This is a genomic window from Paenibacillus sp. Y859 (assembly GCF_056786405.1).
The window spans coordinates 256,649-269,513 of the sequence record NZ_JBXCIZ010000004.1; the positions used below are offsets into that span (position 1 = coordinate 256,649).

Below are 12,865 nucleotides of genomic sequence, written 5' to 3' on the forward strand. Positions count from 1 at the left end.
CAAGGAGGGAATATATCGTATGGAAAGCACTTTATATAAAGCCTGGCTACAATATTCTGAGGTGAAGGATCCAGCATTACGAGCTGTGTACACTGAGATTCTTGGGAATGTCGTGACGGGAATTAGAACAACGGATGTCGTCATGAATGCTGCGATACATGAACTGAAGGAAGCAGTCTCTTCCATGTTAGGTATTAGAATTGATGTGACAAGTGAGTCCACAGAATCTTCGTATATTCGTATAGGCACAGCAACAGAGGCAAAAGATTGGGTAGAGCTTGAAGGCGATCAAGGTTCCTCATTAGATGTGTTGCAAGATATTAAGAATCTCTCAATCGAAGGATTTATATTACGGCATATCGTTTCGAATCACGGGAGTTGTTTGTTGTTGATTGGGGGTTCTACAACTGGAATCTTATACGGTGTATTTCACTTGTTGAGACTTATCGCAAGCGGCGTTCAGCTTACAGGGCAATATATAATAGATCAACCAACCAATCAGATGCGGATGATTAATCAATGGGATAATGTAGATGGTTCTATTGAGCGGGGATATGCTGGTTCGTCTATCTTCTATTATAATGGGAAGATTACGGAACATTTAGTTAGAGTCAAAGATTACGCACGGATGTTAGCCTCCGTCGGGATTAATAGTATTTCCATAAATAATGTCAATGTGCATGAGATAGAGACAGGCTTCATCACGCCCGAACGGCTACCTGATGTGGCAAGAGTTGCAGGAGTATTTCGTGAATACGGCATTCGTCTGTTTCTCAGTGTGAACTTTGCGGCACCGATTGAAGTCGGTGGACTGACAACGGCTGATCCATTGGACGAAGGTGTTCGACAATGGTGGCGTAATACCGCAGATGTTGTGTACCAATGCATTCCAGACTTCGGTGGTTTCCTCGTTAAGGCGGATTCAGAGCATCGTCCAGGTCCGTTTACGTATAATCGCGATCACGCAGATGGGGCGAACATGCTTGCCGAAGCGCTGGAACCACATGGTGGAATTGTGATCTGGCGTTGTTTCGTATACGACTGTATGCAGGATTGGCGTGATCGATCAACAGATCGAGCACGTGCGGCATATGACCATTTCAAACCATTGGATGGAAGGTTCAGGAATAATGTGATGTTACAAATTAAGAATGGACCGATGGATTTCCAAGTGCGGGAGCCTGTCTCGCCGTTATTCGGTGCGATGAAGCAGACGAATCAGATGTTAGAATTCCAAATTACACAAGAGTATACCGGCCAACAGCGGCATGTATGCTATCTAGTACCACAATGGAAGGCAGTACTTGATTTCGAGACACATGCTAATGAGCAAGGGGCACAGGTCAAGAGAGTCGTAGAGGGATCTGTGTTCAATATGAAATACAGCGGTATTGCTGCAGTCTCGAATATCGGAGATGACGAGAACTGGACGGGGCATACATTAGCTCAAGTAAATCTATATGGATATGGCAGACTCATTTGGAATCCAGACTTATCCTCTGAGGACATTGCGGAAGAGTGGGCGAAGCTCACATTTGGGAATGATGCTCAAGTAGTGGGAATCGTATGTGGCATATTGATGAAATCTTGGTCTATATATGAGAGCTATACAGCACCGCTAAGCGTTGGCTGGATGGTAACACCGCATTATCATTATGGACCAGATGTGGATGGCTATGAATATTCACGTTGGGGAACGTATCATTTTGCTGATCGAAATGGGATGGGCGTAGACCGTACATCAGCGACGGGAACGGGTTATGCATCTCAATATTATGCTGAGAATGCGGCTTTATATGAGTCTATAGAATCATGCCCAGACGAACTTCTGTTGTTCTTCCACCATGTTCCGTATAGTCATCGCCTTCATTCGGGTAAGACCGTTATCCAACATATTTATGATGATCACTTCGAGGGAGCAGAGGCAACGAAGCTACTTCAGAGAGAATGGTCTGAGCTGGAGGGTCTAGTAGATAGTGATCGTTTCAATCAGGTGACGGAACGTCTGCAAGAGCAGATGGAGCATGCTCATCACTGGCGAGATGTTATCAATACGTATTTTTATCGTAAATCAGGCGTAGAAGATGAGCAGGGTAGAACCATTTACTAATGGAGGGAATACAGACAATGAGTATACTGAAAAGTTATAAGAACCCAGTCCTCTCGGGGTTCCATCCAGATCCGAGCGTTATTCGTGTAAATGATGATTTCTACATGGCTGTTAGTTCCTTTGAATACTACCCAGGTCTGCCGATATTTCATAGTCGGGACCTTATCCATTGGCAACAGATAGGTCATGCGCTAACCCGCAAGAGCCAGCTTGATTTGTCCAGCAGACAAAGCTCTGAAGGGATATATGCGCCTACACTTCGCTATCATGAGGGCGTATTCTATCTAATTACGACAGATGTTTATGGTATCGGGAACTTCTTTATTACAGCAGAAAAGCCCGAGGGACCGTGGTCTGACCCCATCTTGATTCCTCTTTACGGAAATATTGACCCATCCTTGTTCTTTGATGATGATGGCAAGGTATATGTGACTATACAGAAGGGCGCAGATCAAGAATCTCATATTATCCAATATGAGATAGATATTAGTACGGGTAAGGCGTTGAGCGAACCTGTTGTCGTTGCAAGGGGTGATGGTGGCGTATGGACGGAAGGTCCTCATCTGTACAAAATCAATGGTTTCTATTATATAACTTGCGCATGTGGTGGTACGGGTCCAGATCATCGAGTACTCGTATACCGAGCACGCACGCCGTATGGTCCTTTTGAAATGATGCCACATCCGATGTTAACACATAATCAACTTGCTGATCATCCCTTCCAGAACCTTGGGCATGCTGAGCTGGTTGAGGATTCAAATGGAGATTGGTGGACGTTATTTCTAGGTGTACGTCCCGTTGATGGGCAATATAGTGTCCTTGGTCGGGAGACATTCCTTGCCCCAGTAACATGGAGTGAGGACGGTTGGCCGACAGTTGATAACAATGACGGTACTGTGCAACAGGAGATGATCGTGAATCGGTTAGGGAAGAATCCAGAAATGAACGATGCGGATGAAGACGAAGCGAATGAATCTCAGATAGGCGGGTCAGATACTTCTGGTTCCATAGGCTGGCGAGATGACTTCGATGACGAGCAACTTGATCATCGGTGGGCATTTATCCGTACGTTGCCAGAAGAACGGCTGTCGTTGAGTGAGTTGCCAGGGTACATTTCGCTTAAAGGGAATAGACACGGCCTTAAGGATAACGAGCCATCGCTATTCGTTGGCGTACGCCAACAACATCGTTGTATGACTGTATCATCAGAGTTACTATTCGCTCCACAAGTGGATGGAGAGGAAGCTGGGTTAGCGGTAAGGTTGAACGAACAGGGACATCTTACCCTTGGGGTTCGCAGAGTAAATGGGGATCGAGTGCTAATGGCAGTTGCTGTTGATCGCGGAGAGACGACGCTACTGGGAGAGGTATCTGTGTTAGAAGATATCATTGAGCTACGTATTATTTCGCAAGAGCGTGAATATGAACTAGCGTATTCTACGGATGGATCGACTTGGAATACACTTGCTACAGCGGCAGCGAACATCGTATCACCAGAACGAAACGGTGGATTTACCGGAGCTCTAATGGGTCTTTATGCAACGGGTAATGGTGTGGACAGTCAGACTTCTGCTTACTATCACTACTTCGATTACCATATTTCAGAGTAACGAAGAGGGGATTTACACCTCATGCGAATAATAGTATTGATCCATTTAAATAATAGAAATCAAGCCAGAGTATTCCTTAACGGATAATACTCTGGTTTTTTTGAAATATAAGAAAATATAAGTTTCACTTCATATTCTAATCCTTATGTTTCTACTTGGTTCAGTAAGACTGAAATAAATTCCTCTTTTCGAGTATAATAGAGTATATGTGATAGGTGATTCGTGGAAACATATGTCCATAAGGCAAATAAACTGGAATAGAAGAGGTCGAAACATGAGCAATCAAGGATTTACAGACTATACACTTAGTGAAGAAATTGTAAGGGCACTTAATAACCTAGGTTATAACCATCCAACAGAGGTACAACGTGAAGTGATACCGATGGCGCTAGATAGACAGGATCTTGTCGTGAAATCACAGACCGGAAGTGGAAAGACGGCAGCCTTCGGTATTCCGATCTGCGACATGGTTGATTGGAAAGAGAACAAGCCGCAAGCGCTCATTCTAACACCTACCCGTGAGTTGGCTGTACAAGTGAATGAAGATATCACGAACATCGGACGATACAAACGGATTAAGGCTACGGCTCTTTACGGAAAGACACCTTATGCGAAACAAACGGCGGAGTTGAAACAGAAGAGTCATGTCGTTGTTGGAACGCCTGGGCGTGTATTAGATCATATCGAAAGGGGAACGTTTGCGCTTGATCGTTTGGAGTATCTTGTGATTGATGAGGCGGATGAAATGTTGAATATGGGATTCATTCAGCAGGTAGAATCCATTATTGAGAAGCTTCCGAAAGAACGATTGACGATGTTGTTCTCAGCAACGTTACCGCATGATGTGGAGAAACTATGCTACAAGTATATGAATAATCCTGCTGTCATAGAAATTCAAGCTACTGGTATCACAACAGATACGATCAAGCATTCATTATATGAAGTGAGAGAATCAGAGAAATTCTCTTTGCTTAAAGATGTAACGGTAGTTGAGAATCCAGATAGCTGTATTATTTTCTGCCGGACGCAAGAGCATGTGAATCAAGTAACGGAACAATTAACTAATGCCAACTATACCTGTGCCAAAATTCATGGGGGTATGCTTCAAGAGGATCGTTTCGAAGTGATGAATGATTTCAGAAGAGGCCAATTCCGCTATCTGGTAGCTACGGATGTAGCAGCGAGAGGGATTGATATTGATAATATCACCCATGTCATCAACTATGATCTGCCTATGGAGAAGGAAAGTTATGTACATCGTACAGGAAGAACGGGTCGTGCGGGTAAGACAGGTAAAGCGATCACATTTGTAACTCCTTATGAAGAGAAATTCCTAAGTGAAATCGAAGGATATATTGGGTTTACGATTTCTAAAATGAATCCACCTTCTAAAGAGGCAGTTGAACAGAATAGAGAGGCTTTTCAAGGGAAGATGGGTATTGAGCCTACTCTTAAACAAGATAAGAACAAACAATTAAACAAAGAAATTACGAAGTTATATTTCAATGGTGGTAAGAAAAAGAAGATTAGAGCTGTAGATTTCGTAGGTACCCTGGCCAAAATTGAAGGTGTAACAGCTGACGATATTGGTATTATTACGATCCAGGATAATGTATCCTATGTTGAAATATTGAACGGTAAGGGTCCACTAGTTCTTCAGATGATGAAGGATACGACTATCAAAGGGAAACTGTTGAAAGTTCATGTGGCGAATAAGAGGTAAGTGAGGAATGACGATGAGAACCTATCTATACATGGTTCTAGTGCTCTCTATTTTCATATCAGGTTGTATCGATCCGGGGAATGTTGTGTCAGAGGCTCAGGATTCATTTGCTGCCCAAATTGTGAAGGACTACCCTGAACTGTTAGATAAGGAGTACGAGATTACAGTCATCAAGCGCATCGTAGACGGGGATACTTTCGTGACAGCCTCGGGTGAGAAGGTGCGAATGATTGGAATGAACACACCTGAAGTATTTGGCGAAGCGGAGCATTATGGGCAAGAAGCAAGTGATTTCAGCAAGCAGCGGCTAGAGGGGCAGACGGTTTACCTATTCAAGGATGTAAGCGACACTGATAAATATGATCGATGGTTACGTTTTGTATTTGTTGAGGATGATCCCATCATGTTTAACGAGACATTGATTATGGAAGGTTATGCGAATACGATGTCATTGTCTCCTGATGTCTTATTCACTAAGAAATTCTCAGGACTGAAGCGTGAAGCACAGAATGATGTTATAGGATTATGGGCTGAGGCGGATTCAACTCCATCTTGTGACAATCCGCAGATCAAAGGCAATATTAATTCCCGGAACGATAAAATATTTCACATCCCCGGTGGGGAAGGATATAACGAAACGAAAGCAGAAGTCATGTTCTGCACGGATCAGGAAGCTATTGCTTCCGGATTTAGACAAGCAGGTCGATAATGATGCTTGCATACAAGAAGGCGCAATCCGAAACGCAGAGCATTCTGCGGATGGGAGGGCGTCTTTTTTATCAAAATATAAGAAAGTATAAGTTTTTTGGGGAACCGAAGGGTCCCACTTTTTAATGTTGTATAAATTTCTATGGAGACACCGCGTGTAGTGGCATCATGGAGGGTAACCACGTACATTTTTTAACGGAAATAGCATCCTCTATTTTGCCTAAATCGTCACTTTTGGAATTTTAGCGGAAGTGAGCGACCTTATTTGGCCATTTCCTTCTGATTTGAGCTGTTAATGTGCATATAGAGGTCTGTATTTCCGTTAGAATTTCATGTTGGTATTTTTCGTGGAATAAGGTCTGTGGCTTCCGTTAGAAAGGTTAGAGAATCTACCGCTGGCGAATAAGGGCCTAAACTACACTTAAATTAGCAGAACCCTAGAAAGTAGAACAAAAGAAGGGAATGGGTATGGAGCGAAAAGTTCACGGTCCGCCTTTAAAGTCGTGTTTCATCATCTAATAACAATTCAAAGAACACGATTTTAAGAGCGGATGTAGCCCATAATCAGTCCCTTCCTACCCACGACATAAACTCCTCAACCAAGGACGCCGCAGGCGTTTTTCTTATTTTCTAAATAATGATCTTTTCGCTGACTATCTATAGTAAAATGTAAATATTAACAGTCAAAAGTATTGGAGGGAAAGCATGAACGAGTTTAAAGATCGCCTATTTCTTATACAAGATAGTCAGAATAAATTGACGAAAGAGGTTCAAGCTTTAATTCGTGAGTATGAGTCGCATGACTTAATGCATGAGAATGAGAATCTTCGGGAGAAAGCTAAGGAACATCAGCTTCGCTTAGTGGCTTTGCAAGCTAAGGTAGCGCATCTGGAGAAGGAGAATGGGAGAATTCGCACTTCTCTGACGGAGCAGATCCTTAATGAGAAATTAAATATTATACACGTATCACGAGAGAAATTGGATACATACTTTGCAAGTAGAACGGCTGAGCATTCGAATCGGCTAGGAGAATTTGAAGTTCAAGTAAAGAGTGGGGTTCACCGTCTGTATGAACGAGCATCCAACCATCTGAAAGAGGAGAAGGAAGAGATGGCTGCGAAGCTTGCGCAAATCTCTAACGAGTTAAATCATAAGATCATGCTGCACCGCGAGCGGTTGATAGAAGACGAGAGGAGACTTCATGAACAAGTTACGAATGGGCTAGATCAACTCGCTTCGGAAGAAGTGACAGAAGAGATCATGCAGAAGAGAATAAAGCAGAACCAATTTGAGATGAAAATCGGATTGAACTGGTTGAATAAGGTCGCTATACTGCTCCTAGTTTTGGGTGTAGGTGCTGGTTTTAGATTGGTGTATTCGGGTTGGTTCAATGGGTATATGAAGGGTATGACCTTTTTCTTACTTGGAGTACTTATGCTAGTAGGTGGAGAATGGTTATTCCGTAAGAATAAGCAGACATTCGCGTTAGGGTTATTAGGTGGCGGTATTTCTGTGCTGTATGGTTCTATCTTTTATAGTTACTTTTTGTTAGCAATAATCAATATGACTGTCGGTTTATCTTTATCTGTTCTAGTATCGTTAACCGCAGTGTTACTGTCTTTGAGGTATCATTCGCGTAGTATTATTTCACTAGGTCTTGTGGGCGGTTATCTGCCGTTGTTCTCATATATGGGGACCTTTGGTCTTGAGGGTAATGCTGTTTATGTAGCTATGGGTTATTTGTTCCTACTGAATGTATCCATTCTGCTCGTCTCATTTCGCAAGCGTTGGGCCGTTGTCAATTACATCAGCTTTTTATTCAATGTCCCATCTATGGTCGCTTTGATTCTGTTATCTAATAGTGAATCTGTCAGTATGCTGTATGTCGTAATTACGTTTACGATGTATCTTGGCATTACGCTGGGGTATGCATTTAAGCATTTATCTAAGTTATCTTGGTGGGACTTCACGTTACTAGCCTTGAACACGTTCATTAGTTGCTCCGCATTATATATGTTGTTTACCGCAGCAGATTGGGAGAATCTCCATGGATTGCTGGCATTGGTCTTCTGTCTGGTGTATTTCGGATTAGGCAGATTCCTCGAAAAGTTCATGCAACAGGAGAAACAGTCTATGCTGTTATTCTACGCCACTTCGCTTACATTTGCGGTGCTCATGATTCCGTTCCAGTTCGGTGCAGAGTGGGTATCGATCGGTTGGCTTATAGAAGGTGTTCTGTTAACGATCTACGGAAGTCGTAATCGATTTAGGCAGTTGGAGAGAGCGGGTTGGGGTATTCTAACGCTATGTCTAGGATCATTCTTTATAGTAGACATGTTAACAAACTTGGTTGGCTATAATCCTAATCACTTTGTTATGAAATATAGCTTTATTACTGCAGGCATGCTGTTAGTCACATGTTATTATGCTGTTCAGCAACATAAGAAGGTAGCACAGCTGTACAGTCGACCTATTGAGGCGCAGCTCATCAAGGTGTTTAAATACGCTACATTACTGAACGTGTGGTTTTATTTAATGTACGAGATGGGGAATCTATATAACACTTGGGTGCCAAGGGAGTTCAGCCATTTCGGATTCTATCGAATGTTGCTCATCGCGACAGTAACCATTGGACTCGCCTATGCACTATCCAAAGTTACGGTGTTGTATGACCGCGTGGTGAAGTACTACGGTCTAGCTTTATACGGGATCGGTTACTTCTTATGTCTCATTATTACATTAAGCATTCCAGCACTCCAGTCAAATTATATGTATAATTCGGCAACGGAATATATAGCACTAGGTATATTGGTTGGCTTTAACATATTAGTGTTCTTCAGTATCCGTGACGTGCTGATTGCATTTATTCGCCAGCAGTATAAGAGCCTCGAGATGTATCCGGTTGTTCTAGGGGTATACTTGCTCGGGATACTAACCTCTTTTCTAGTCGTTCAATTCCAATTAACAGAGGTAGGATTGATCTTTAGCGTGCTGTATTTACTACTTGCGATCGTGTATATCATGTTCGGATTCCGTTACCGATATGTGTACATTAGACGTCTCGGATTAGGGCTGACACTAGTCGCCACAGGGAAATTAATATTGTACGATCTGAGTTTCTTATCGGCCGGAAGTAAGATGTTTGCGTATTTCACATTCGGACTTGTGTTACTGGGTATTTCCTATGGTTATCAGAGGGTATCGAGCAGAATGGGGGAGACTCATGACAATGGTAAGGTTGAAGTGGATTCGAAGAACTAGCGTGATCCTCTTGGTAATGCTCTTAATGGGTGTATGTTTTGGAAGAGATGTTATTGTTGCAGTCTCACAAGATGGACAACAGGAATGGCGTTTCTCGAAGGGGATTGAATTGCAGAGTAGTGGTCCTTATTATGCATTGTTTCTAGATGAGGAAGTGTACTTTGGAGCGGGTGAGAATTTAGGAGGCTTACGAATAGTGAATCAGAAAGGGCAATTCGTCCCTTATTATATCGATAGCGGGTATGGAGAGGCTAAGGAGCAGGCGAAGGTCTATTCCTCTTCATTGCTTCGTACAGCCATGAAAGATGGTAATACGTTATTAGATTATAAGATTACGCGAGTGGCAGACAATGTGGATATTCAGGGAAATCTTCTTTCCGTGGAGTTGCCAGAAGGAGCCTTTCTGAAGCATGTTAAGGTGTACGGGAGTTATGATGGCAACCAGTGGGAACTCGTAGAACAGAGTGATTTGTACCGAACAGACCAGTTGGAGAAGAATAGTATTGATCTAGGCTCCGAGTACAAATATGAATATTATCGATTGAGTGTTCTCAATAATGTAGAGGAACTGACATTTCCAAGCTTACAACTGATTCATAATACGCAAGAGCGACAATGGATAGACTATAAGAAGTTGGGGAGACCATCCTATGAAGTTAAGCAGGAAGATGAGTTCACCCAAATCATCGTAAATAATGAAAGCCGTCTGCAAATTAACGAATTGCAGTTAATGGCGGAGAGCAATAATTACACAAGATCATATAAGTTATATGATGATCAGGGGATCAGGATTAACACGGTTGGGGAACAAGAAATATACCAATTGGACTTCAAAGATGCGCAGATCAGGAACGATATGATCACAGCAGCTGACCCGATCAGAAGTCCTTATATAACAATAGAAATAAATAATCGAGATGACTTACCATTAGACATTGCAGGGATTGGCATAGCCTATATCGTTGACAAGTTGGTGTTCGAGGATAAAGGAGAGGGACCGTATAAGTTACTTTACGGGAATACCTCTGCTACCAAGCCACAATATGATATTGTAAATTTTAAGAGTCATATCGAACAAGAGGATGTAGGGCTTGGAAAGCTAAGTATACAAGTGAAAGCCGAAGTTCCTGCAACTACAAAGGAAGATCCTGCATGGTGGTTACAACAAAAGTTGTGGTTCAACGGGATGATTATCGTTGTATCGTTAGTGTTGATTGTCTTGCTAATCAAGAAGCTGAATCCCTCTAAATAAGGGATAATCCAAATAATCCAAGTGTAGATCTTCTTGGTAAGAATAAGGTGATAACTCAGCTATACGTATATATGAACGTCTAGTATAATGTTGGAGATCAGATAGAGAGATATTAGCCTTATAATCAGGCTAGATTAGTGGAGGGAGTCATACATTTGCAAGTAAATAAACGGAATCAATCATTGAGTAAAGAGGAACGTTTCTCATCCTCAGGATTTATATTTGCGGCTATTGGAAGTGCAGTTGGGCTAGGTAATATGTGGAAATTCCCCTATATTACAGGGCAATATGGTGGTGCAGCCTTTTTCCTGCTATTCGTTGTATGTCTAGTGGTTGTAGGTTTGCCAGTACTTCTAGCAGAACTTGCCATCGGCCGAGGGGGTCGTGGGAGTGCCTCTTCATCATTTGTTAAATTAAGCGGAAGCAAAATATGGGGTGGGCTAGGCATGATATCGGTTATAGCACCGTTTATCATCATGTCTTTCTATGCTATTGTCGCGGGATGGACGCTTCATTATGCTATGTTATCATTTAGTGGAGAATTATTCTCAAATACAGATTTCTCAGCACAGTTTAGCGGGTTCATGTCGGGGTATACACCAATTGCGTGGCAGGGTGTCGTGTTAATACTAGTAGGATTCGTTGTCATGAAGGGGATCTCGGGAGGGATAGAGAAGTTCAACAAAATTCTTATTCCAGGGATGTTGATCCTCTTAGTTATATTAATGGTACGAGCTCTAACGTTACCTGGTGCAAGTGCTGGGGTATCCTTCTTTTTAAATCCTGATTTCTCTAAGTTGACCCCAGAGTCTACACTTGTTGCCCTGGGTCATGCATTCTTCTCGTTATCGCTTGGAATGGGAACGATGATTACGTATGGTTCATATGTTGAGAAACGTCAGTCACTAGGAGCAGGTACACTTGCTATTGGTGGTGGAGATCTACTCTATGCACTGATTGCAGGGTTGATTATTTTTCCTACGACCTTTGCCTTTGGCATAAATCCGGCAGAAGGTCCTGGACTTGTATTTGTAGCTTTACCAGCCGCATTCTCTGCCATGCCATTCGGTGCTTTCTTTGGGGGGCTGTTCTTCATCCTGCTTGCGATTGCTGCACTGACTTCCACTGTGTCCTTGTTAGAAGTACCTGTCACCTATACAATGGATCGCTTTGGTTGGAGTAGAACTCGGTCTGTATGGATCATTGTGATTGGATGCTTCATACTCGGTGTACCTGCTGCATTGTCATTAGGTGCAGCTCCTGATCTAGCATTTGGGGGAATGATTATTTTTGATTGGATGGATTTCTTCGCCTCGAATGTGTTGTTGCCACTTGGAGGATTAATTGTCACTATATTTGCTGGATATTTCTATAAGGGTGTTGCAGAAGAAGCAGGTCTAACCGCAGGTTGGTTCCGAATATGGTTGTTTATGCTTCGATTTGTAGCTCCGATTCTTGTTGTATTCGTATTTCTACATTCATCTGGCATCATTAAATTCTAGATTGAAGAGGTGATGGTATTGCTTTCTATAGATCCATCTATGATTGGAGAAAGAGATAATTACAAGTTGTTAATTGGTAGCATTATTCCACGGCCAATTGCATTTGTCACAACTTTATCTGAAGATGGGACGTTAAATGGTGCTCCATTTAGCTATTTCAATATTGTATCCTCCAATCCTCCACTTATTTCGCTATCAATTCAGCGTACTGGGGGTCAACGAAAGGATACAGCCCGTAATATTATGGCATCGAAGGAATTTGTCATTCATATCGTTGATGAACTAAATGTTGCTAAGATCAACGAGACGGCGGCTAATCTTCCCTCGGACCAAAGTGAAATTACTGTGGCTGGTCTCACAGCTGTAGCTAGCCACAAGGTTAAAGTTCCAGGCATTGCAGAGGCAAAGATACGCATGGAATGTATATTAGAACATGCCCTAGAATTGGGTGGGACGAGCTCCCCAGGATGTGATCTTATTATCGGAAGAGTCATTCAATATCACATCGAGGATGATCTTATGGAGAATGGTAGGATTGATCCCCGTGGATTGAACGCGGTAAGCCGTTTGGCAGGGGATAGCTACGCGAAGATCGGTGAGATCTTTGAGATTGAACGTCCGAAGTAAACTTAAAGGGGCTGTCCGAGTCATTAAAAATGGCTAGGGACACCCTTTTCTTTTTTGTGGGCGAAAGTTAGG

The 12,865-nt window shown here is 42.6% G+C and carries 8 protein-coding genes; all 8 read left to right on the forward strand.

Annotation, left to right across the window (positions count from 1 at the left end; genetic code table 11):
* Positions 1-19: 19 nt before the first annotated feature.
* The 8 genes from AC1TO8_RS12240 (at position 20) to AC1TO8_RS12275 (ending at position 12,793) form a co-directional block, all read left to right on the forward strand.
* The gene (locus AC1TO8_RS12240) at positions 20-2,110 is read left to right on the forward strand and encodes an alpha-glucuronidase family glycosyl hydrolase (RefSeq protein WP_482055889.1); all 2,091 of its coding nucleotides are present in this window, start codon (positions 20-22) and stop codon (positions 2,108-2,110) included.
* A gap of 17 nt (positions 2,111-2,127) precedes the next feature.
* Entirely contained in the window at positions 2,128-3,720 is a 1,593-nt protein-coding gene (locus AC1TO8_RS12245; protein WP_482055890.1) for a glycoside hydrolase family 43 protein, read from the forward strand.
* A 274-nt stretch (positions 3,721-3,994) separates the two neighbouring features.
* Positions 3,995-5,443: a DEAD/DEAH box helicase gene (locus AC1TO8_RS12250; RefSeq protein WP_482055891.1), complete on the forward strand. Its 1,449-nt coding sequence runs from the start codon at positions 3,995-3,997 to the stop codon at positions 5,441-5,443.
* Positions 5,444-5,450: 7 nt separating this feature from the next.
* Entirely contained in the window at positions 5,451-6,152 is a 702-nt protein-coding gene (locus AC1TO8_RS12255) for a thermonuclease family protein (RefSeq protein WP_482055892.1), read from the forward strand.
* Between the two features lie 704 nt (positions 6,153-6,856).
* The gene (locus AC1TO8_RS12260; RefSeq protein WP_482055893.1) at positions 6,857-9,412 is read left to right on the forward strand and encodes a DUF2339 domain-containing protein; all 2,556 of its coding nucleotides are present in this window, start codon (positions 6,857-6,859) and stop codon (positions 9,410-9,412) included.
* A complete protein-coding gene (locus tag AC1TO8_RS12265) occupies positions 9,381-10,664 on the forward strand; it encodes a DUF3999 family protein (protein WP_482055894.1) in 1,284 nt (427 codons plus the stop codon). Before AC1TO8_RS12260 ends, AC1TO8_RS12265 begins: the two co-directional genes overlap by 32 nt.
* 155 nt (positions 10,665-10,819) lie before the next feature.
* Complete coding sequence (locus tag AC1TO8_RS12270) at positions 10,820-12,166, forward strand: sodium-dependent transporter (protein WP_482055895.1); 1,347 nt, start codon at positions 10,820-10,822, stop codon at positions 12,164-12,166.
* A gap of 18 nt (positions 12,167-12,184) precedes the next feature.
* Positions 12,185-12,793 (forward strand): flavin reductase family protein, encoded by a 609-nt coding sequence (locus tag AC1TO8_RS12275; RefSeq protein WP_482055896.1) that lies wholly within the window; start codon positions 12,185-12,187, stop codon positions 12,791-12,793.
* Positions 12,794-12,865 lie beyond the last annotated feature (72 nt).

Excerpts from the sequence above, each read along its gene's own strand:
- AC1TO8_RS12240 (WP_482055889.1), top strand. The coding sequence starts at position 20 with ATGGAAAGCACTTTATATAAAGCCTGGCTACAATATTCTGAGGTGAAG.
- AC1TO8_RS12245 (WP_482055890.1), top strand. The coding sequence starts at position 2,128 with ATGAGTATACTGAAAAGTTATAAGAACCCAGTCCTCTCGGGGTTCCAT.
- AC1TO8_RS12250 (WP_482055891.1), top strand. The coding sequence starts at position 3,995 with ATGAGCAATCAAGGATTTACAGACTATACACTTAGTGAAGAAATTGTA.
- AC1TO8_RS12255 (WP_482055892.1), top strand. The coding sequence starts at position 5,451 with ATGACGATGAGAACCTATCTATACATGGTTCTAGTGCTCTCTATTTTC.
- AC1TO8_RS12260 (WP_482055893.1), top strand. The coding sequence starts at position 6,857 with ATGAACGAGTTTAAAGATCGCCTATTTCTTATACAAGATAGTCAGAAT.
- AC1TO8_RS12265 (WP_482055894.1), top strand. The coding sequence starts at position 9,381 with ATGGTAAGGTTGAAGTGGATTCGAAGAACTAGCGTGATCCTCTTGGTA.